18 protein-coding genes and 3 pseudogenes are annotated in these 21,638 nt (G+C 66.4%); 14 read left to right on the top strand and 7 right to left on the bottom strand.

Features of this window, described 5'->3' with window-relative positions; genetic code table 11:
* The first annotated feature begins 21 nt into the window (after window positions 1-21).
* The 3 genes from ASF26_RS23040 (at window position 22) to ASF26_RS05590 (ending at window position 2,395) form a co-directional block, all read left to right on the top strand.
* A complete protein-coding gene (locus ASF26_RS23040) occupies window positions 22-699 on the top strand; it encodes a sensor histidine kinase (protein WP_056250641.1) in 678 nt (225 codons plus the stop codon).
* A gap of 222 nt (window positions 700-921) precedes the next feature.
* Window positions 922-1,665: a Crp/Fnr family transcriptional regulator gene (locus ASF26_RS05595; RefSeq protein WP_056250638.1), complete on the top strand. Its 744-nt coding sequence runs from the start codon at window positions 922-924 to the stop codon at window positions 1,663-1,665.
* A gap of 40 nt (window positions 1,666-1,705) precedes the next feature.
* Window positions 1,706-2,395, top strand: coding sequence for a sensor histidine kinase (locus ASF26_RS05590; RefSeq protein WP_056250636.1), 690 nt, complete (start codon window positions 1,706-1,708; stop codon window positions 2,393-2,395).
* Window positions 2,396-2,513: 118 nt separating this feature from the next.
* Here the strand turns inward: ASF26_RS05590 and ASF26_RS05585 are convergent, their stop codons facing one another.
* The 4 genes from ASF26_RS05585 to ASF26_RS05570 all read right to left on the bottom strand — a co-directional run bounded on the left by ASF26_RS05585 (window position 2,514) and on the right by ASF26_RS05570 (window position 7,304).
* A complete protein-coding gene (locus ASF26_RS05585; protein ID WP_244475838.1) occupies window positions 2,514-3,185 on the bottom strand; it encodes a sigma-70 family RNA polymerase sigma factor in 672 nt (223 codons plus the stop codon).
* Between the two features lie 633 nt (window positions 3,186-3,818).
* Entirely contained in the window at window positions 3,819-5,072 is a 1,254-nt protein-coding gene (locus ASF26_RS05580; protein ID WP_056250632.1) for a glutamate carboxypeptidase, read from the bottom strand.
* A gap of 266 nt (window positions 5,073-5,338) precedes the next feature.
* Complete coding sequence (locus ASF26_RS05575; RefSeq protein ID WP_162240216.1) at window positions 5,339-6,637, bottom strand: HAMP domain-containing sensor histidine kinase; 1,299 nt, start codon at window positions 6,635-6,637, stop codon at window positions 5,339-5,341.
* A gap of 13 nt (window positions 6,638-6,650) precedes the next feature.
* The gene (locus ASF26_RS05570; protein ID WP_056250626.1) at window positions 6,651-7,304 is read right to left on the bottom strand and encodes a response regulator transcription factor; all 654 of its coding nucleotides are present in this window, start codon (window positions 7,302-7,304) and stop codon (window positions 6,651-6,653) included.
* Between the two features lie 502 nt (window positions 7,305-7,806).
* On the opposite strand from ASF26_RS05570, the gene ASF26_RS05565 reads away from it, so the two are divergent.
* The 6 genes from ASF26_RS05565 (at window position 7,807) to ASF26_RS05540 (ending at window position 15,898) form a co-directional block, all read left to right on the top strand.
* Window positions 7,807-8,700, top strand: coding sequence for an antibiotic biosynthesis monooxygenase (locus tag ASF26_RS05565; RefSeq protein ID WP_244475837.1), 894 nt, complete (start codon window positions 7,807-7,809; stop codon window positions 8,698-8,700).
* Between the two features lie 59 nt (window positions 8,701-8,759).
* Complete coding sequence (locus ASF26_RS05560; protein WP_056250621.1) at window positions 8,760-9,242, top strand: nucleoside deaminase; 483 nt, start codon at window positions 8,760-8,762, stop codon at window positions 9,240-9,242.
* Between the two features lie 87 nt (window positions 9,243-9,329).
* Window positions 9,330-10,724 (top strand): FAD-binding oxidoreductase, encoded by a 1,395-nt coding sequence (locus tag ASF26_RS05555; RefSeq protein ID WP_056250619.1) that lies wholly within the window; start codon window positions 9,330-9,332, stop codon window positions 10,722-10,724.
* 759 nt (window positions 10,725-11,483) lie between these two features.
* A complete protein-coding gene (locus ASF26_RS05550; RefSeq protein ID WP_056250617.1) occupies window positions 11,484-12,029 on the top strand; it encodes an RNA polymerase sigma factor in 546 nt (181 codons plus the stop codon).
* Window positions 12,030-12,236: 207 nt separating this feature from the next.
* The gene (locus ASF26_RS05545; RefSeq protein WP_056250615.1) at window positions 12,237-13,244 is read left to right on the top strand and encodes a DUF4880 domain-containing protein; all 1,008 of its coding nucleotides are present in this window, start codon (window positions 12,237-12,239) and stop codon (window positions 13,242-13,244) included.
* 83 nt (window positions 13,245-13,327) lie between these two features.
* A complete protein-coding gene (locus ASF26_RS05540) occupies window positions 13,328-15,898 on the top strand; it encodes a TonB-dependent siderophore receptor (protein ID WP_244475835.1) in 2,571 nt (856 codons plus the stop codon).
* Window positions 15,899-16,183: 285 nt separating this feature from the next.
* On the opposite strand, the pseudogene ASF26_RS21875 reads toward ASF26_RS05540, so the two are convergent.
* Window positions 16,184-16,616, bottom strand: a pseudogene (locus ASF26_RS21875) (SDR family oxidoreductase); the annotation flags it as partial.
* Window positions 16,617-16,707: 91 nt separating this feature from the next.
* On the opposite strand from ASF26_RS21875, the gene ASF26_RS22520 reads away from it, so the two are divergent.
* Window positions 16,708-17,547, top strand: a complete 840-nt coding sequence (locus ASF26_RS22520; RefSeq protein ID WP_156462878.1) for a transposase — start codon at window positions 16,708-16,710, stop codon at window positions 17,545-17,547.
* On the opposite strand, the gene ASF26_RS05535 is transcribed toward ASF26_RS22520, so the two are convergent.
* Together ASF26_RS05535 and ASF26_RS05530 are read right to left on the bottom strand one after the other, a co-directional pair.
* The gene (locus tag ASF26_RS05535) at window positions 17,538-18,395 is read right to left on the bottom strand and encodes a hypothetical protein (protein WP_244475834.1); all 858 of its coding nucleotides are present in this window, start codon (window positions 18,393-18,395) and stop codon (window positions 17,538-17,540) included. The two genes, ASF26_RS22520 and ASF26_RS05535, sit on opposite strands and share 10 nt — an antisense overlap.
* Before the next feature lie 55 nt (window positions 18,396-18,450).
* The gene (locus ASF26_RS05530) at window positions 18,451-19,071 is read right to left on the bottom strand and encodes a response regulator transcription factor (RefSeq protein ID WP_280136344.1); all 621 of its coding nucleotides are present in this window, start codon (window positions 19,069-19,071) and stop codon (window positions 18,451-18,453) included.
* A gap of 295 nt (window positions 19,072-19,366) precedes the next feature.
* Here ASF26_RS05530 and ASF26_RS05525 point away from each other — a divergent pair, with 295 nt between their 5' ends.
* The 4 genes and pseudogenes from ASF26_RS05525 to ASF26_RS23730 form a co-directional block, all read left to right on the top strand.
* Window positions 19,367-19,954, top strand: coding sequence for a hypothetical protein (locus ASF26_RS05525; protein ID WP_056250610.1), 588 nt, complete (start codon window positions 19,367-19,369; stop codon window positions 19,952-19,954).
* 3 nt (window positions 19,955-19,957) lie between these two features.
* Window positions 19,958-20,509: pseudogene (locus ASF26_RS23735) on the top strand (ATPase); the annotation flags it as partial.
* An 82-nt stretch (window positions 20,510-20,591) separates the two neighbouring features.
* A complete protein-coding gene (locus tag ASF26_RS23360) occupies window positions 20,592-20,975 on the top strand; it encodes a hypothetical protein (RefSeq protein ID WP_244475833.1) in 384 nt (127 codons plus the stop codon).
* Between the two features lie 66 nt (window positions 20,976-21,041).
* Window positions 21,042-21,632, top strand: a pseudogene (locus tag ASF26_RS23730) (ATP-binding protein); the annotation flags it as partial.
* Window positions 21,633-21,638 lie beyond the last annotated feature (6 nt).

The following is a 21,638-nucleotide window of genomic DNA, read 5'->3' as shown; positions in this document are numbered from 1 at the left end:
GAAAAGGAGACCGCCGAGCATATGAGCGTGCTCGTGGCGGAGTTGCAGCACCGCACCCGCAACCTCATGGGCGTGGTGCGCGCCACCGCGGACAAGACCCTGCGCAACAGCAGCGGCCTCGACGACTTCCGGGAGCGCTACGGCACGCGTCTGGCGGCCCTCGCCCGCGTGCAGGGATTGCTGTCCCGCCTCGCGGAGGGCGAGCGGGTCAGCTTCGACGAGCTGATCCGAAGCGAAGTGGCGGCGCTCGACGGCGAGGCGTCGCGGGTCAGCCTGAGCGGACCGAAGGCGGTGGCGCTGCGCTCGTCGACGGTGCAGATCTTCGCGCTGGCCCTGCATGAACTGGCGACGAACGCGCTGAAATACGGCGCCCTCGCACAACCGCGGGCGCATCTCGATATCCGCTGGCACGTGGAGATTGCTGAACCGGAGCGGGCTCCCTGGCTGCATGTGGATTGGCGTGAGCGCGGCGTGCGGATGCCGGCGCGGGATGGCCTGCCGCAGGGGAGCGGCTCGGGACGCGAACTGATCGAGCGGGCGCTGCCCTACCAGCTCGGCGCCAGGACGACCTTCGTGATGGAACCGGACGGCGTCCACTGCACCATCGCACTTCCCGTGTCGGGACATACGATCCGGGAAAGAGCCAAAGCCGCCCCGCGGCGGAGTTCGGGGGCGGCCGATCCCGATCGCGGAGGATGAGGAGGCCGGCTCGCTCGCACGCACCGCCAGGAGACGCCCCGACAGTGAAGCCCCGGACGGGGCAGCGGCGATCGCAACACTACGCGACGGCTGGCACCGCCATCCGCAAGCTATTACCCCTCCATCCAGTGAGCTTAACCGGCGAGGATCGAGCCTTTAATGCAGGTGAATGACCCTGCAATGACAATTCCCTATTCGTGTCCTGTGTGCGAGGAAGAAAGAATGCCGCACTATTTCATCCGCAAGCTTGAGCAGTTCACGAAGCTATCCTCCGACGACCGGCAGGCCTTGGAGAACGCGGCCTGCAAGCGGCGGACCATTGCGAAGCACGCCGACATCATCCGCGAGGGCGACGATCCTCATCACGTCAACCTGCTCCTGGACGGCTGGGCGTGCCGCTACAAGCATCTCGACGATGGCCGGCGCCAGATCATCTCCCTCTTCGTGCCAGGCGACCTCTGCGACAGCCACGTCTATCTCCTGCGCGAGATGGACCATTCCATCGTGGCCCTCACCCCCGTCAGGCTGGCCGAGATCTCGCGCGCCGGACTGGAGCAGGTGGCCAACGACAATGTACGGGTGACGAAGGCGTTGTGGTGGGACACCCTGGTGACGGTGGCGGTTCAGCGCGAATGGACGGTCAACCTCGGCCAGCGCACCGCCCTGGAGCGTCTCGGCCACCTTTTCTGCGAACTGTTCCTGTGTCTGCGCGGGGTCGGTCTGACGGATGGCCCCAGCTGTGAGTTCCCCCTGACCCAGGTGGAACTGGCGGATACCCTGGGTCCCTCGAACGTACACATCAACCGCACGCTCCAGGACTTGCGGCGTGCCGGCCTTGTCGTGCTCAAGGGCGGGCGCCTGACCATTCCCGACTTCGATGCCCTCCGGAGGGCATCGCTGTTCAATCCGAACGACCTGCACCCCGACCGCGAAGGTCGTCAGTTCGATGCCGACGGATCGGTGTGATGCCGAACCGGTCTCCCCTCAAGCACCCCGTGGAACTGCGATGACGATGGGATCCGACCCGACGGGCGCCGAGGAACGGGTGGCGCTGCTGGCCGAGTTGCAGCACCGGGTGCGCAACACGCTGGCGACGATGCGGCTGATCGCGCGGCGCTCGGCGGAGTTCAGCGAGAGCCTGGAGGACTACACCGCGCATCTCGACGGGCGGCTGGCCGCCTTGGCACGGGTGCAGAACGTCATCATCCAGAACCCCACGGCCGGGGTCGATCTCGACCGCCTCGTCACCGACGAGCTCACGAGCGCGCTCGCCTACCAGGATGGGCGCACGCGTGTGGACGGACCGGATCTGAGGCTGCATCTGCGCGCGGCCGAGCCCCTCGCCCTCGCCCTACACGAACTCTCGACGAACGCCCTCAAGTTCGGAGCCCTGGCCACGCTGGCGGGCCGCCTCACGGTGATCTGGCGGATCGAGGAACGGGACGGCGGCCCCCGCCTCGTCTTCGACTGGTTGGAACGTGGCGTACCCCTGAACGAAGACGAGCCTCGTCGCCGGGGGTTCGGCACGGTCGTGCTGGAAGAGATGCTGGCCTACAACCTGAAGGCCGCGACGAGCCTCACCTTCGCCCCCGATGGCCTGCATTTTCGCCTGACGCTGCCCCTCACCAGCCGGACCTTGCACGCCGGGACCGGCCGCGCCTCGCCGCTCCTCCACCCGCCGGACGGCCAACTCTAAACGGGTTTCGCAGGCGCGCCCCGGGCTCTGCGAAACCCGCGGAGCGGGCAATGGAAAGACGCCTCGCGCCGGTAGGGCGCGGCGTTCTTCTCCTCCGCGGCGGTGGGTACCTGCGCCGTCACGACAGGCCCAGAGCCGTCGCGAGGTGCTCGCGCGCCCGGCTCACCCGGCTCTTCACGGTACCGACCGGACAGCCGAGGATGGCGGCCGCTTCCTCGTGCCGGAGCCCGTCCACCGTTACCAGCAGCAAGGTCTCGCGCTGCTCCGCGGGGAGGGCGTTCAGGGCGCCCTGCAACGCGACGAGCGCGACCCGGTGCTCCTGGTCGGGGGGCGAGGACAAGGCCCCCGCGATGGCTCCGTCGACGTCCTCGATCTCGCGGCGCAGGCGCTTGCGCTGGTTCAGATGGGCGTTGCGCAGGATCGTGAACAACCACGCGACGAGGTTGGTGCCGTCCTTGAAACGGGACCGGTGTTCCCAGGCCCGCATCAAGGTCGCCTGCACCATGTCGTCGGCCTCCGCGGTGTTGCCGGTACGAAGGAGGGCGAAGCGGCGCAGGCGCGGCACGAGGGCGATGAGGTCGTCGCCGAACGCCTTGGTGATCTGGCGTTCCGCCTCCGCGTCGAGCAGGGCGGCCCTCAGTCGAAGCAGGACCCGGCCGAGGCGCGTATCGGTGTCGACCGCGCTGGCGCTGGGAATGAGTTCGTCCAGTCGCCGTCCGATCTGGTCCTGGACATGACGAGGCAATCCCTCGCTCGGCGAAGGCTCGTCGGCGATTATACTGACAGGCATAGGGAGGATGCGTCCTTTCTCCGGACAACGGACCGGGTTTGTCCGCCCCTCTACGGTGAAATATGCGTATCTGGTTGTGGCTGATCGCTCGCGTTCACGTCAATGATACAGATATACCAGATAATATCTTGCGCGATCCGGAACCCGTCAGGTCACTGCACCTGCTACGGCTTGGCTTCCTCCAAACGGCAACCCGAGCCGCCTCGCCTTCATCCTGAAGACCGTACTTGGGTGGTTTGAAGCCGAGGAGCGGTTCGAGGCCACCTTCAACGCCAACCCCGCGCCAGCCGTGATCTGCCGGCTCTAGGACCTGCGCCACGTCAAGCGGCGCGGCCGAATGCGGGCTGCAATGGGACATGCCCCCATCTTAAAACTGCGATTTTACTGGGTTCTCGATAGCGTAAGCTCGGATTTGAGCAGGGTCATACGCCAAGGGCGGTCCACAGCCCGGAACGGGGGTCATTCAGTCCGTGGAGAATGGCTCGGCGCAGGGCGAGACCGACCTCGGCACACTCGAGGGGGCAGCCTGGATGAGCGGCCCGGGGCATCCGCACTACCAGGTCGAGCGGTCGGCCCGGACGACGCCATGCCTCTGGTACGGATACGTGACCATGTCGAGATGGACGTTGCCGATCAACGGCCCGTGTCCTGCGCCGCCTCCATCACGAGGCGGGTCGCGAGGTAGAGCCGCGGTGTGATGCTGGCGAGGACCGCGAACTCATCGGTGCTGTGATAATGGCCGCCGACGATGCCGAGCAACTCGAGGATGGCGGGTTTTGCCGGGCTGTCGGGCTGGAAGGCGTAGCCCGCATCGGTGCCGCCGCCGATCTCGGCCAGCGCGAGCTCCGCCCCCAGTTCGGCGTAGATCGCCTTCGCGCGGTCGCCGAGCGACGTCGATGCCGGATTGCGCGGCAGCGGCGGACGGCCTCTGGCGAGATCGAAGGTCACCTGCGTGTCGGGAACGCGATGCGCACCGACGATCCTGCGGGCCTCCGTCAGGATGCGGTCGTACTCGCTCGGCACGAAGTAGCGCATGTCGCCCTCCGCCTTGGCGGTCTCGGGGATGATGTTCGGCTTGGTGCCCCCCTGGATCATGGTCCAATGCAGGCTGGTCCCCTTGCTCGGGTCACCGAGGTCCTGCAGTTGAAGGATCTGGTGGGCGAGTTCGACCACCGCGTTGCGCCCGGCTTCCGGCGCGCCTCCGGCATGGGACGCGCGTCCCTTCACCGTCAGGCTCGCGTAGTTGATGCCCTTGGTCGCCACCGTGACGGCGTCGACGCCGGCCTCGGCGAAGGAAGGCTCGAAGGACAGGACCACATCCTGCTCGCGGGCGATCCTGGCGATCTCGTCGCGTGACCCGCGCGAGCCGCGCTCCTCGTCCGGATTGAACACCACCGTGAGGGTGCCGTAGCCGTCGAACCGCAATGTCTCCAACGCGCTGAGGACATGCAGGATCATCGCCACGCCGCCCTTGGCATCGGCAACGCCCGGTCCGTAGGCGCGGCCGTCGCGCTCGGTATAGGGGCGCTTGGCCGCGTCGCCCGTGCCGAACACGGTGTCGTAATGCACCAGGAGCAGGATCTTGCGCGTGCCCGTGCCGGATCGCGTGCCGATGAGGGTGTTGCCGCCGAAGGCGGGGGCGGTCCGGGTGCTTACGGTCAGCCCCGACGCTTCGAGGCGCTTCGTCAGGACCGCTTCGACCTTGGAAAGGCCGGGCACATCGCCGGTTCCGGTGTCGACGTCGACGAGCCCCTTCAGGGTCTCGCGATACGGGCCATTCTGGGCCTCGGCCGCTTCCAGAACGGCCTTGTCCGGCGCGGACAGGGCCGGAAGCGGCGCCAGGGCCGCGAGCAGCGTGAGGGCGAGCGAGGAGGCGATCGTGCGCATGGAGATCCTGTTCGTCGGCGGCCGACGCGGCACGTCATGCCGCACGCGCCGGGTCCGCGTTCCTCGGGGATGGCGTATCATTGCTCGCAAAACGCCGACGCATCAATTCGATGGGCAGGATCGATCCGCTCGCCCTCGATGGGGAACTGCGCAGGTTCAGCAAAAGTGGTCACCGGTTTTGCGTCCCAAAACCTGCGACGCTTCAAAAGGCCGAAGCGGGGTGAAGCATTGGCGTGCCAATGCGAACCTGCGGAGCATCGGGCGCTCTACGTCTCGGTCCCGCCCGCGGACAGCGTCACTACAAAAACCGCGCCCCCATCCGTCGCGGGCTCGCACCGCACCGCGGCCCCCATGCGGTCGGCGAGGGTCGCGACGATGAACAGGCCCATGCCCGTGCTCGGCGCCCCTTCGGAGCGTGCCCCGGCGGCCTGATGGAATTTCTTGAACAGGAGAGCGTACCCGGCCGGATCGATGCCCGGTCCGCGATCCCGGACCTCGATCGCCACGGACCCGCCATCCCGGGCGGCGGCGATCGTCAGGATGCCGCCCGTCGGGCTGAACCGAACGCCGTTGCTGAGGAGGTTGTCGAGGATTTGCGAGAGGGCGCCCGCGTCGAGGGTGGCGATCAACGGCCGGTCCGGCAGATCCACCTCGATCCGGACATCGGCCGATTGGGCGAGGGGCTGGATCCGGTCGACGGCGGCGAGCACATGCCTGCGCACATCCTCGTTCGCGAGGCGCGCGAGCGGCCGATGCTCGGCGGCGTGCGCCTCGAGCAGACGCGTGGCGAGACCCAGCATCGCGTCGATGCTCGCCTTCGCCTCTCGCAGCACCACGAGCGGCAGTTCCGGCTCCCGCGGCGCGCGCCGGACGGCGAGGTCGAACAGGTTGCGCAGGCCGTAGAGGGGACTGCGCAGGTCGTGCGCGGTGATCGCCATCAGGGTGTCGAGTTCGCTGTTCCTTTCCGTCAGCCGATCGTTCTGGAGACGGATCGTCCGCTTCTGCTCGTAATCGCTGCGCCGTCCGGAATGGATCAGCGCCGCGGCCACGACGGCGATCACCGAGACGATGGCGGCATTGACGATGGCGACGACCTGCTCGGCGGGAAAGGTCGCCGTGGCGAGCACGATCCAGCAATAGCTCACCAGCAGCGGGATCAGGGCCAGCGCGAAAGCCAGGGGCGGCAGCACGAACAGCAGGGTCAGGGACAGGAGCATCATCGGATATCCGCTGGTCAGCCGTCCCTTGGCGCCCATCGCGGCGATCGCCCCTTGGGTGTCGAGCAGGGTCAGGACCAGAAAGACCGCGACGAAGCCGCGCCGGAGCCACGGTCCGCCGCCGCGCCGCAACGCCAGCGAGGCGAGGAGGAAGGCGAACGCCAGCACGATTTCCACGACGATCTGAACGGTCCTGAGTCCGGTGGCGAACTCGATCGCCTTGGTGAACAGCCCCAGCATGCAGGCGATCTCGACCCGTCGGATATTGACGAGGGTCAGCACCTCTCCGAACGTCATGCCGGCCTGTTCGGCAGGGGTCACATCCCAGCGGGCCAGCCAGCTCTTCATGACGGACTGTCCTTCATGACGGATCGAGACGCCCCGCGACGTGATCCGCCGCATGGCGTTCGAGCATCCTGACGCTGTCCAGCCCGAGCTTGATCTTCAGGCGCTCCCTATAGGTGCCGACCGTCTTCACGCTCAATCCCAATTCCTTGGCCAGCGATTGCAGCGTCGCACCGCTGCCGATCAGCCGGAGCACTTGCAGTTCGCGGCCGGACAGGTCGCCGATCTCCGTCCGACGGTCGCGTCGCCGCGCGAGATCGCCCATCAACAGCTGCTGCACCGGCTCGCTGACATGGATGGCGCCCGCCATCACCCGGTCGAGGGCCACGGCGACGGTTTCGAGCGGCTCGGATTTGGCGACATAGCCATGCGCGCCGGCATAGATCACATGCGGACCCCAGACCGTCTCGTCGCGGCTGGAATAGACGACGATCCTGGCCGCCGGCAGCATGGCACGCAGATCCTCGATCAGCGCGAGGCCGTCGCCGTCTCCCATGATCAGATCGGTGATGATGACGTCGGGCTGCAGCCGCTCGGCCTCGATGCAGGCCGCCTGCGCCGATCCGGCTTCCCCGCACACGTCGAAACGGCCGTCGCCACGCAGCAGCAGCTTCAGGCCCGCCAGCACGATCGGGTGGTCGTCGACGATCAGCAGCCGAAAGAAGGACATGTCTACCCCGAGCGAGCCGGCCAAGCAGGGTCTTGTCCCCTAAAATCCATGCCGCTGCTGTCGGTCATCGACCTACAGCAGACTTCGGCCGGTGCCCATCGCTCCCGATCATGAACAGCGAGCCTTCGAACAGGGATCGAAACGCTGAGGACAGCCGGACAAGGCGGCATTGATTGCAGACCAGCCGTTTACCATCACGGCGATCATGCTCGTCTCGTCAATAAATCAGAACCGACGCGGCGTAGTCCGTTTACAGTTCTGGGCGTAGCTGACGATGTGCCGTCAAAAGAGGCGCGAGGATCGAACTCTTGTAGGTCATCGACCTACAGGGCGGCCTCATGGGTGGCGTATTCTGGAAGCTGCCAATGAAAGGGCTTCGTCGACGATGTTCGAAACGGGTGCGATCGATGTCCCGAATGCAGGCGAAGCTCCGGGCTCCCGCCGGGATTCGTCGCGTTCGATAAAAGTCGGGGCGACGAAAGCCGTCGCGACGAAGCTCACCGTGCCGCCCGGCATGGAGGCGCGCTTCGCCGCGTGGCAGGCCGAGTTCACCCGGGTCGTCTCGGCCTCTCACGACTTCGTCAGCCTGGAGATCATCCCCGCCTTCTCCGGCTCGTCCGAATGGCAGATCATCCAACGGTTCCGCTCGCCCGAAGCGTTGACCCGATGGATCGAGGACGAGGCGCGCACCGCGCTCCTCGCCGACCTCTCGGCCCTGGAGGGCGACGGCAAGACGTCCCGCGTCGACGAGGCGGCCCCGGATTACCATTCCACGACCACCGTCACGGAGGTCATCACGACGATCGTGAAGGCGGGACAGGAGGAGGCTTTCCGGCGGTGGGCCGAGCGCATCCAGCAGGTCCAGGCCCGGTTTCCCGGATACATGGGCACCCTCGTCCAGGCGCCCCTGTCGTCGGACGTCCCCTACTGGACCACGCTGGTGCGCTTCGAAGGCCCGGCCTTCCTCGATTCCTGGCTACAATCGGCGGAGAGGAAGGCCATCCTGGCCGAAGCGACGCCTCAGGTCTCGACCTGGCAGAGCCACCGGATGAGCAACCCGTTCGCCGGGTGGTTCGCCAATGAGCAGCGTCTCGCTCCGCCTCCGGCCTGGAAGCAGACCTGCCTCGTCCTGCTCGTCCTGTTTCCCGTCGTCATGCTGGAAATCCGCTTCCTCAGCCCTCTGCTGAACGGGGTGCCGCTGGCCGTGTCCACCTTCATCGGCAATGCCATCAGCGTCTCGCTGGTGTCGTGGCCCTTGATGGCGGTCGCGATCTTCGGCCTGGGCTGGTGGCTGCGACCGGATCCGCGGACGCGCTGGCGTACGGAGTTGCTGGGGGGGACGGTTCTGGCCGCCTTGTACGCGGTCGAGTTGTTCGTGTTCTCCCGCTTCATGTGATCTCAGATTAACCAACCATGACGGCGAAAGCCGATCATCATCACCGGGGAAGACCGCAAATGGCTCACGACCACACTGATTTCATGGCTCGGGCGATCGCCCTGTCCGAGAAGACCTCACTGGTCGAGAGTGCCGGCGGTGTCTTCGGATGCGTGATCGTCCAGGATGGCGAGATCATCGCCGAGGGCGCCAATCGCGTCGTCGCGGAAAACGATCCGACCTGGCACGGCGAGATCGAGGCCATTCGCAAGGCCTGCAAGTCGCAAGGGACATTCAAGCTTCGCGATGCGACGCTCTACACCAGCGCCGAGCCCTGCCCGATGTGTATGGCGGCGGCCTACTGGGCCGGCATCAAGCGGGTCTACTACGCTGCCCAGGTCGAAGACGCACTGGAATACGGCGGCTTCGACGACAGCATGATCTATGCCGAGCTCAAGAAGGACGTCGCCGAGCGGTCCATCCCGACCACCCAGATCATGCGTGCGGAAGCCGTCGAGGTCTGGAAGAAATACGCCCAGAAAGCGGACCGGGTCCCTTACTGAATCGACGGCTCGGATTCCACCTGAAGCAAGATCCCCCGCCCGGATCGTTGTCGTCCGGGCGGTCCCTCCGTCCTACTGCGTGACGCCATGAACATCGACGGTCTGAGGGATGCCTGCAAAGGCGAGGTCTTCACTGCGGGTGATCCGCAATTCCTTGAGGCGATCCACGGAAATCTCTGGAACAGGCTGATTCCGGATCGCGCTCCCGAGGCCATCGTGAGGGCCGCGGACGAGGACGACGTCATCGCGGCCGTGCGGTTCGCCCGCGCGAGCGGGCTGAAGGTCGTCGTGCGCGGAGGCGGCCATAATTGGTGCCAGCCGAGCTTGCGTCACGGCGGTATTCTGATCGATCTCGCGAATTTCACCGAGATCGTCTCCATCGATACCGGCAACCGCAGGGCGGTCATCCAGCCGATCGTCAGCAACCGTGACATCCAGAAGGCTCTCAATCCCCTCGGGCTGGCCTTCCCGACCGGCCATTGCCCTCAGGTGAAAGCCAGCGGCTATCTGCTCGGCGGCGGCATGGCCTGGAATCCCACCGTCTGGGGCTCCGGGGCGGAGAGCATCGAGGCCATCGAACTCGTCACCGCCCAGGGCGAACTGATCACGGCGAGTGCTACGGAGAACGCGGACTTCTTCTGGGCCGCCCGAGGGGCGGGGTCCGGCTTCTTCGGTGTCGTGACGAAGTACCATCTCAAGCTTCATCCGCTGCCGAAAGCCATGCATGGCAGCACCTCTTACTATCGCCTCGCGGACGCTCCGGCGATCGGGACCTGGCTCGGCACGCTGGCTCCCGGTATCTCCCCCTCGGTCGAATTGAGCCTGTTCGTCGTGCAGGCTCCGCCGGAGTTGAGAGGACAGGTCGCCTCCGAGAGCGGCTGGCTCTGCATGGTGACGGCCACGGCGTTCGAAGACACGCCGGACGCCGCGAGGACCGCATTGCAGGTGCTGGAGCGCTCTCCGATCACACCCCTTTCATCGTCCTTCGCGACACCGCTCACCTTCGAGCAGCTCTTCGATGCGTCGGGATCCTTCTGGCCGGAAGGCGCCCGCTCTCGCGTGGAGGCGACCTATTCCGATCACAGTCCGGGCGAGTTGATCCAGGCCGTCCTGCCCTTGCTGCCCGATGCGCCGTCCGCCACCTCCGTCTTCCTGCTGACCATCTTCTGCGGCCCGGATGTCCCCGCCGCGCAGAAGGACATGGCCTATTCCGTCTCCGCCAAGGTCTATGGCGGTCCCTGGACCATGTGGTGGAAGCCCGAGGACGACGCCGCCAACACCGAGTGGCATCGCCGGATCACGACGATGCTGCGCCCCTACAATACGGGTTACTATATCGGCGAGACGAATACGGTCGAGCAGCCCGCGAACGTCCCAAAGGCCTTCACGCCTGAGAAATGGGAGCGATTGTGTGCCCTGAGACGCAAGCACGATCCGGAGGGCGTGTTTTTCGATTATTTCGACGCACTCGGCGACGAATGAAGCATATCGCATAATTGGCGATTCTTATAATATGGAGGCAATCTCCGCCCGCGGACTGTCACTATCTCATTCCCCGACATGCATCATTACGATGCTTTCTTCTACATATCGGCGACCCTAATACAATTAATGATTTGAAACGAGCCAAGATAGTGTGGCGTCGAGGCATTGTGATACATCCGGTTGAAGGGACGCCTCACCGCAGCTTGTTTCGACGTAAAGCGAAAGGGCAAAGAGGTGAGCCGGGCAGGAGATCTGCCTCATAAATTTTAGGGCAACAGGCAAGATGATGCGTTGAGGCACAGCATCAAGCAACCATAAAACATTTCCGAGATTAAGCGATAGTATTTTGGTATTTATAGATATTACGATTGAAAATCGGCATATCATGCAGCGGTACAGATTGCCTCCTTGGAATTTAAATACAAAAAGGCACACATCATCCGACGTACCGACCAGAAAATTCATAGATATCTCACGGATGAATACGCTTACTTGGAAGAGTGCGCACAGGGAAATCGCCGAAAATGCATTTGCGCTCCGTACAATGGGCCTCTTCGGTGAGACGATCGAGGAGCGCATCGATGTCATAGCTGCGTACTGTCCCTGCCCGGGAGCGGATTGATTATTTAATTGCATCAATTCTAATATTGACCGCATCACTGGTTTGCGTGAATTGCCTCTTGTGTGTGTATCGGAATTTTGCGATCCGATCCTTCATGCGCATCTGCTCCGAGATGCTTCAACTCGGCACTCGAAATGCTCCGCGTTTCCCGAACGCAGCCCGATCAGGAGTCCCGGCTCAGCATACTTTATCGCACCCATCGCGAGGCACTTTTGCGGTTTCTCGGTCGGAAGGTGGGCGTTCACGAAGCCTCCGATCTCGCGCACGAGACGTTTCTTCGCGTGGCCCACATCGTCTCGGACGATCCCCCGCTGCAGAACGAACGCGCATTCCTGTTCAAGGTCGCGGCGAACTTGGCGATCGATCATCGGCGAGCCGAGGCACGTCGAACCCGCTTGCTCACCGCGGAGGACATCGCCGCCCATCTTTCGGTGCCGGACGAGGCACCGGGACCGGAGCGGGATGCCAAGGCCCGTGCCGATCTCCGCCGTCTGACGCAGGCGCTGTCCGAGTTGCCGCCTCGTCGGGCGGCCGCATTCCGTCTCAGCCGGATCGAGGGCATGAGCCATGCGGCCATCGCCACGCATCTCGGTGTTTCGCTCCGCACGGTCGAATCGGAGGTTCGGATGGCACTGGACCATTGCGCCGAGCGTCTACGGATCGATCACCATGGACGCTGATTGCGGGGCGGCACCGGCGGAGGCGTCTTCCAACGTATCGGCCCGCAACAGAGGGGCTGTGTCGCAGAGCCGTGCCGATGCCCAGCGAAGGCTCCGAGCATCCGGTGGGATCGGCTGTCCACGCCGTCGCTCCGGGAGAGTGGCCCTTGCACGCCGCGGTCTCGGAATGCTCTTGCGGCGTGTCCACGAGGAGAAGGCGCGAAGGCTATGATCGCCGGGGATCACGACCGTGAAGATGGGTCCGGCGACCTAGCGGCCGTCGAACGGGAGGCTCGTGCCTGGATCGTCAGATTGACGTCCGGGACGGCAACGCACGCCGATGCCGAGGCCCTCACCGCGTGGCGCGCGCAGCCCGAGCACGATGCCGCCTTCCTTGCCGCGTCGAAGCTGTGGCGCCAGGCCGGTATCGCGCTCCCGAAGCAGGTCGCCCCCGCCCTTGTCCGTGTGGCACCGCGTGACATCTCCCGCCGCCGGATGCTCCGGGGTGCGGGTCTGGGCATCGCCTCGGCCTCCATCGCCGCGAGCGGGGCGGCCTTGGTTTCGAACTGGCCCGAACTCGGCGCGGATTACCGGACCGGCACCGGAGAGGTGCGGACGGTCGATCTGCCGGGAGGGGTCCGGATCGAGCTCGATGCCGAAACTGCCCTCGATGCCAGGACGGCCGAAGCCGGCACCCTCGTCCTGCATGCGGGGGCTGTCGCCGTCACGGTCCCCGCCGATGCGCGTCCGATCTCCCTGACGGTCGGTGCGACGCATGTGGCCACGCGACCCGGGATGGCGACGGAGTTCGTCGTTCGCTGCCGTCCGGCCGAGGGGCTCACCGGCTGGACCGGCGGGAGGGACGCCGAACTCTCCTGCCTGTCCGGCTCCGTCGAGGTGGTCGCGGAACCGGGCGCGCCGCCGGCGGTGCTGGCCGCCGGCCAGGGGGTCGACACGACGCGCGGGGCAGGGGGCGTCCATGCCATCGACACGGCGACGACAGCGGCGTGGCGGCGCGGCCTTCTCGTCTTCCGCGACACCCCGCTGTCTCAGGTGGTCGACGACCTCAACCGCTATCGCCCCGGTCGGATCGTGCTGGGCAGTTCGGCGGCTTCCGTCCGGCGGGTGACGGGCATCTTCCACCTGTCCCGTCCGGAGGAGGCCCTCACGAGCATCCGCACCGCCCTCGCTCTCTCCGAATTCAGACTCAGCGACCGGCTCGTCATCCTGCGCTGACCCGTCACGGACTTTTCTTGCGGGGTGACGGGCTCCGCAGCGTCTCAGGAATCAGACGGGCGATCACGACCCGTCGCACAGCGGTGGCAAGCCGCCTTGAGACGATGGGGCTGATGACGGTGCGGCGTAGCAGACAAGACCGGGGACGGGACCAGTACCGGATGGCCATTGGATTGAGCGGTCTCGCGACATTGGTCGCCGCCCTGCCGGCTCCGGCTTCGGCGGCGATCGAGCATGCCGGCACGGCCGCAGCGATGGGTCGACCACACCTCGTCCAGGCATCGGCGCTCATGCCGGCCCAGGACACGGCGATCGACTTCGCCCTTCCCGCCATGCCCCTCGACGAAGCGCTCGCAGCCTATGGCACGGCCAGCGGCGTCCAGCTGATCTATGACAGCAGCGCCACCCGACATCTGCGCTCGGTCGCGGTCGTCGGACGCTACGACCGCGCCGAAGGACTGCGGCGGCTCCTGGCCGGCACGGGACTGACGCCCCAGTTCACCGCCGAGCGATCCGCCACCCTCCTGCGCGTGGTGGCACAGGCCGATGTCGTCGCCCCGGATCAGGCCGGGGCCGTTGCCCTCGACGTGCTGGAGGTGACGAGCGAGAACGCCATAGGTCCCGTCCACGGCTATGTCGCCCGCCGCAGCGCCACCGCGACCAAGACCGGAACGCCGATCCTGGAGACCCCACAGGCCATCAACGTGGTCGGGCGCAAGGAGATCGAGGACCGTCAGGCCCAGAGCGTCAGTCAGGCCCTGCTCTACACGCCCGGCGTGATGAACCAGTACGGCACGGATGTGCGCTATGATTGGCTCTACGTCCGCGGCTTCGTGCCGGGCCGCTACCTCGATGGATTGCGCCTGCCCTTCGGAGCCCGAGGCTACTCGCAACCGCGTGTCGAATCCTATGGTCTCGAGCGTGTCGAGCTGCTGAAGGGGCCGTCATCGGGACTGTATGGCCAGAACTCCCCGGGGGGCCTGCTCAACCTCGTGAGCAAGCGCCCGACGGCGACGCCTCTGCGCGAGATCCAACTCCAGACCGGCAGTTTCGGGCGTGCGCAGGCCGCCTTCGACCTGTCCGGGCCGATCGATCCGGATGGCAAGATCCTCTATCGACTGACCGGTCTGGCCCGCACCACGGGGACGCAGCTCGACTATCTCGAGGAAGACCGCGTCTTCATCGCGCCGAGCCTCACCCTGCGCCCGGATGCCGATACGTCCCTGACGATCCTGTCGCAGTATCTCAACATCGACTCACCCGGCGGCGGAGCGCCTCAGGGCCTGCCCGCCCTCGGTACGCTCTACGCGAACCCGAAGGGGCGCATCCCCACGAGCCGCTTCATCGGAGAGCCGAATTACGACCGGTTCAAGCTGCAGCAGGGCTTCATCGGATACGCGTTCGAGCATCGCTTCAACGACGTCTGGACCGTCCGGCAGAACCTGCGTTACTCGCATGTCGACGCCAATACCCAGCGTGTGCAGGCGATCGGCCTCGGCGCCGATAACAGCACGCTCTCCCGCTACGCCTGGGCCTTCCCGGAGCGGTCGGACCTGTTCAACATCGACAACCAGGCCGAAGCCCGCTTCTCCACCGGCCCCTTCGCGCATACGCTTCTCCTCGGTGCGGATTATCTGCGCGAAGACGCCCGGTACGATGAGTCCGAGCTCCGGATCGTACCCTCCCTCGACGTGTTCGCCCCGGTCTATGCGGGCACGGTCACGCGCCCCCCGCTCGGCACGCGGATCACCCAGGGACGAAACCAGACCGGACTCTACGCGCAGGACGAGATCCGCTTCGGCGGCTTCCGCCTGACCGTCAGCGGGCGTCAGGACTGGGCCGACGCGGTGACCCGCACGACGAATGCCGCAAACGGTGCGCTTTCCCGGGTAAAACAGGATGACGCCGCTTTCACGGGCCGCGTCGGGCTGAGCTATCTGCTGGACGGCGGCTTGGCCCCCTACATCAGCTACGCCACCTCGTTCCAGCCCACCGCCGGCACGGACCGAGCCCTCCAGCCTTTCGCACCGACGAAGGGCGAGCAGATCGAAGGCGGCATCAAGTTTCAGCCGCCCGGCACGAACCTCCTGATGACGGGAACGGTGTTCGATCTGACGCAGAAGAACGTTCTGACACCGGACTCGGTGGATTTCCGGTTCAATACGCAGACCGGCGAGGCTCGCGTCCGCGGCGTGGAACTGGAGGTCAAGGCCAGCCTGACCGAAAGCCTCGACCTGATCGCCTCCTACGCCGCCATGAACAGCGAGATCACCAAGGCCAATGCAAACGCGGCCGGGGCAAGCATCATCGGGAACGAACTTCCCTTCGTGCCCCAACACCAGGCGTCGGCCTGGCTCGACTACACGGTCCGAACGGGCGATTGGGCCGGGCTCGGTCTCGGAGCGGGCGTGCGCTACATCGGTGCCTCGGTCGGGGACAACGCCAACCTCTACCATATCCCGGTCGTCACCTTGGTCGACGCGGCCGTTCGGTATGATTTCGGCTACCGCTACCCAGCGCTCAAAGGCGTGGATCTCGCGGTCAATGCGACGAACCTGTTCGATAAGACCTACGTATCGACCTGCATCGCCGCGACCGGCTGCTTCTACGGAAATCGTCAAACCGTGCTGGCGACGCTGCGCTACCGTTGGTGAATAGCTGAAGACAACTTCCTCCCAGGCGAATCGATACCGTCGCTTCGCTTGGCCCTGATAAGATTATGCTTGCTGGACGAATTTGGGTATTTCGCTGGAAGCGTAAAGATTGCCTATGTAGCAATGTTCCGCTCAAGGCGGATGTTGGCGTTGTGGGGGGCAATCCGGTAGTGCCTTACTTCGATCTCCGAATTGCCAGTAGAGAAAACCAGCGGCAGCGCCGTAGAAACCAAAGGGCGCCGTTCTCGTCTCGACGAACGCCCCTCCGCTTCGAAAGAGGCGGGTTCAGAGCTCCCCACCCGCTACCGTGACAACCTGACCGGTCATGGCACCCGCGGCGGCTCCGCCGAGCCAGGCAACGGCGTCGGCGATCTCGTCGGGGTGGATGAGGCGACCCTGCGGGTTGTGGCGCACCAGGGAGGCGAGCACCGCGTCCCGGTCACGGCCATGATTCGCTCCAGGCTGTCGCCGACGAGGTCGGTATCGGTGAAGCCGGGGCAGACCGAATTGACGGTGACACCGCTGCGGGCTGTCTCCTGGGCAAGGGCTCGGACGAGGCCGACGACCGCGTGCTTGGCCGCGCAATAGGCAGAGACGTAAGGGTAGCCCTTCTGTCCGGCGGTCGACGGGATGGCGACGATCCGGCCGCCCCCCCCCGGCGCGTCATGTCCGGCAGCACCGCCTGCGCGGCGTGGACCACGCCGAAAAGGTTTACATCCTAAGAGCCTGTTTGAGGTCCTACGCCGGCTGTCCCCATCTGTCTCCTGTGCAAACACAAATTCCGCCTAGCGGGGCTGAGTGGAGAGCAGATGTGGACGGACCGACATCGGACACGCCATGAGGCGCGCCTGAAGGACATGGTGCTGCAGGCAGGCCTGGACGAGGTGGCCGGTTTCCTGGAACGAGCCGATCCGCCGGGCCGACCGGACGCGACAGCGGCGCGCCACGTGTTGGCGGGCATCGCCTGGCACCTGCGGACGGGCGGAGGGTGGCGGGCGCTGCCTGTGGGCTTTCCGCCCTGGCGCACGGTCTACGGCTGGTTCCGGCGCTGGATTGAGAAGGGACTGTTCGAGAGCCTGATGCGGGCTCCGGCCCGCCGCCAGCGGCAGCGCTGCGGACGTCGGCCCGATCCGAGGCTGGCGATCATCGACACGCAAAGTGTCAAGTGCATCGGGGTGCGGGGGCCGCGTGGCTACGACGGAGCCAAGAAGCTGGTCGGGCGCAAACGCGTCGCGCTGGTCGACGCCGAGGGGCACGTGCTGGCGTTGGCCGTCCTGCCGGCCAACGTGCAGGATCGCGACATGCTGCCGGCGCTGGACGCGGGCAAGGAGAACTGGCCCAGCTCAACGTCTGGCCCTCCTCGACGGTGCCCTCACGGCCCAGCGCTGCCAGGAGTGGTGCAACCTCCACGGCATGCGCCACCGCGTCGTCGAGAAGCGGCCCGACCAGAAAGGGTTTCGTCGTTCTGGAGCGGCGCTGGATCGCGGGGAGGACCTTCGGCTGGCTCACCCATTGGGGTGGCCTGCAGCGCGAGCGCGCTGGCCGCCTCGACGTCGCAATTGGGCGTCTCGCCTGTGCCACAAGCCTTATGGCCGCCAATGCACTCAACAACCCAGCTTAAAAAAGCTGAAACAGGCTCTCAGCGATAGGCGCCCTTCGCCTCGTCGAACGCGAAGGTCCGGGCATCCCGGTCCGTCGCCGGGCGGACCTTCCCATCCTCGCCACGGACCGTGCCCGTGAGGGTGACCCGGACGGGAGGCCATGCGAGGGGCTTGAACGACTCCTCCGGCAGGATCTCGAGCCGGCCCTCGCTCTTGCCCATCCGGCAGGGCTCGCCGTCCTCGGAATCGCAGGCGGCGGTCTCGTCGGACCCGGCGGGGACCTCCCCCGCCACGCTCCAGCGCAGCGGCACCTTGCTGAATTGCAGCAGGAGAAACGAGAAGCTGCGCGCGCCCGCCGCTCCATACGAGGTGAGGCGCAGGCCCATCACCAGGCGCACCCGGTTCACGGCCCTGGTCACCGCCCCGAGACCCTCGTCCACCTGCGGAGCGTCCCCGTTGCGGTTGCCGGTACCGATGCGCCCGATCTCGGTCTGCACACCCTTGAGGCGCCAGCGTGAATCCTCGAACGCGAAGGTCGCGGTCGCGACGGTCCGCCGGTTGGGCGTGTCCGCGTCCTCCCCCGGCGCCGGCATCGTCGCGAAGCCCGTAAACCAGATCCCGTTGGCGGCGGGGATCATCGCCCCGTACCAGAACGCCGCCGGGCGGCCGTCCTTCATCCGGCAGGTCCCGGTCTCCGTGCGTGGCGGATTCCCGCAGATCGCCGCCAGCACCGTCTCCTCGGGCGGCCCGACGAGGTCCGGATCGGCCGCGGCGGGGGAGACACCACCGATGGCCGAGGCCGCCAGCGCCAGCGCGCTCGCGCGGGCCGAACGCCCGCACAGTCCCTTCAATCGCTTCATGCCCTTCGATTGCTTCATGGGGCCGAGCAATGCCACGGGCGCCGCCGGTCCGACACCGGAACAGATGTACGATGGCCGGGACCGGGGCCGGTCACCCGCACACCCCGGCATCGGCCGCCTTCGCTGCGGCCGCGGAACGGGAGGTGACGTCGAGGGCTCGCAGGAGCGCAGAGACATGCACCCGGACCGTGAACGGGGAGATGTCCAGTTCGCGGGCGATCTCCTTGTTGGTGTGCCCCATGGCAACGAGGCGCAGGACATCGCGCTGGCGCTGCGTCAGGGCCGGCAGGGGAGAGCGCGGCGCGGCGAGGCCCGAGGCGAGGTCGCGCCGGATCACGAATTCGCCATCGCGGATCGCGGAGATCGCCCGGGCGATCTCCTTCGCGGGCAGGGATTTGCGGATGAATCCGTCGGCGCCCTCGGCCATGACCGCGCGGATCACCGCCTCGTCCTCGATCATCGAGATGACGACGATCGAGGCCCTCGGAACCTCCTCGCGCAGCGCACCGATGGCGCGATGGGGATCGAGGCAGGGAAACACGGGGTCGAGGAAGACGATCTCCGGCGGCGGCCCCGCGCGCGACAGCGCCAGAACCTGTTCCAACGTGGCGGCCTCCTGCACGAGCGCTTCCGGGTAGAGCCGTTCGGCGATGTGCACCATCCCCGCGCGGAACAGCGGATGGCCATCGGCGACGATGATCGTCTCTTTCACCGTTCCACTCACTCCACTCCCGATCACGACATCGGACTTGAGCCCCCATGCGATCGGATTGGCTGCCTAGTGCCAGGCAAGGGGCACGAGGGGTCAAGGCCAAGGCCATAGGTCATGTGTACTAGTAGACCGGTTTTTGGCGGGTGCATAGAAGCTCGAACGAATAACGAACGCATCTTAGCCGAGAATTTTTAGAATAATTTTAATTCATGCGATGAGCGATGTTCCTGTGGAAGACAAAATCCAGAAAAAAGCAGCAAATAGGTTGAGTCAGTCAAGATAAAGGGCCGGATCAATGTCGAATACTGAGCACCAGACGCAGGCTCAGGTTAAGGGCGCCGAGAGCAAGGCCGCCCCGTCCAGACCGGGTCCGTCAAAGCCAGCCCTCTCTCCGAGCGTCATCGCCCTCGCGGGCGGCGTCGTGGCGGCGGGCGCCATCGCGGGTTTCCTGCTCCTGAGCGGCGGCGGGGAGACGGCCGGGACCGTGGAGCGACCGGCCCTGAACCTCGTCAAGACGAGCGAGATCGACAAGGCCGCCGAGACCCTGGTGCCAGAGGAGAAGGAGAAGCTCGTCGCGCAGGCCAAGGCCTGCACCGCGCCCCTCGGCAACATGCGCCTGTCGAAGATGACGGCGAATGCCGGCGGCGTGGTGCGTATCCGGGCCGGCAATTACCTCTCGCCGGCCTTCAACGTCGCCGAGGGGCCGATCAACATCGCGGTCCCGTTCCCCGCCCCCTACGAGGTCGGCAAGGGAGAGATCGTCGTCGAGGGCGCGGCCAAGGACGTCTTCTTCGAGCTGACGCCGGGCCTGAAGATCGACACGACGGGCGGCGTCCAGCGGATCCCCGTCATCTGGAACACCAGCAAGCCCTGTGGAGGCTGACCGATGTCGAAATCCGCCATCATCCCGTTCGTCATCTCGGGACTTCTCGTCGCGATCCTGACGCCTTTGCTGATGAGCACGGAGTACGGGCCGGTGGCATGGTGGAACGCCGCCGGAAGCGAGTTGCGCTGGCAGGCCGCCATCGGGTCGGCCGCCGCCCTCTTCGCCGCCCTCGGCCTCGTGGTGACGGCCACGGCCGCGCGGCGGGCCGAGGCGGGCCTGGGGCAGCCGGCCGGGGGCTTGAGCCTGCCGCGCCTGCTCTTCGCCCCGCGCCGCATCGTTGAGGCGCGGTCCCCCGAAGAGGTCATCGCCACGCTCGAGGGCATGGTCGGCCTCGCGCCGGTCAAGCGCGAGGTCAACGCCCTCATCGCCCGGCTCGAACTGGAGCAGCGCCGCCGCGCGGAAGGCCTCCCGGTCTCGGCGATCAGCCAGCACATGATCTTCACCGGCCCCCCCGGCGTCGGCAAGACCGAGGTGGCGCGGGCGATCGGCGAGATCTTCCGGGCCCTGAACGTCCTGCGCCGGGGCCATCTCGTGGAGGTCGACCGCGCCGGGCTGGTGGCGGGCTATGTCGGGCAGACCGCCGCCAAGACCCTGGAGAAGTGCCAGGAGGCCCTCGACGACCCTGCTGAAGTTCATGGAGGACAACCGCGACCGGATCATCGTCATCGTGGCCGGCTACACCAACGACATGCGCCGGTTCATCGACACCAATCCGGGGCTCGCCGGGCGCTTCACCAAGACCATCGAGTTCCCGCCCTACAAGCCGAAGGAGCTGTGCGAGATCCTCCGGCGCATGGCCGCCCGCCAGCAATTCACGCTGCCCGAGGGGTTCGAGGCGGCGCTGACCCCATGGCTCGCCCAGCGCTCCCGTTCCGACGATTGGTCGAACGCCCGCGAGATGCGCACCCTCCTGGAGAAGGCCCGCGAGGCGCAGGCCGCCCGCGTCGCCCTGGAGGGCGGCGACATGCGCCGCCTGGAGATCGTCGACCTGCTCTTCGCGATCGGCGAGGACGCCTGAGGGCCAGCGCCCATTCCGGACCGCGACACGCACCGCGCCCGACCCGCATCAAGGCACGTCACATCCATGGAACGCCTCGACAAGCATCCCGCCGCCCTCTTCCTGGCCATCGTGCTGGGCGCGACCGCCCTGGTGGTCGCCCTGCGGCCGGACGTGCTCGCCCCCCTGGCGGCGACACCCTCGGCCCTGCTGCGCAACGTTCTGATCCTGGGGGGAATCGTCGGAGGCCTGCTCGCCGCCACCTACATTCCGGCGCGGATCGCCGGCATGCGGCGCGCGATGGATCAGGAGAGGGCGAACCGGAAGATCCGTCCGATCCAGTTCGAGGATGACGGCGCGGCGGTGGAGAAGAAGGACCTCCTCGCCACGGCGCTGGCGACCCTGGACGGCATGGTCGGCCTCGCGCCGGTGAAGGCGGAGGTGAAGGGCGTCATCGCCCGGATGCAGGTGGAGCAGCAGCGCCGCGCCCAGAACCTGCCCGTGGCGGCCATGAGCCAGCACATGGTCTTCACCGGTCCCCCCGGCGTCGGCAAGACTGAGGTGGCGCGGGTGCTCGGCAGCGTCTTCAAGGCGCTGAAGGTACTGCGCAAGGGACACCTCGTCGAGGTCGACCGGGCCGGGCTGGTAGCGGGCTATGCCGGCCAGACCGCGATCAAGACCCTG

Origin of the sequence: Methylobacterium sp. Leaf93 (genome assembly GCF_001422345.1) — a bacterium.
GTDB classification, from domain to species: domain Bacteria; phylum Pseudomonadota; class Alphaproteobacteria; order Rhizobiales; family Beijerinckiaceae; genus Methylobacterium; species Methylobacterium bullatum.
This window is presented reverse-complemented; position numbering and strand designations above follow the sequence as displayed.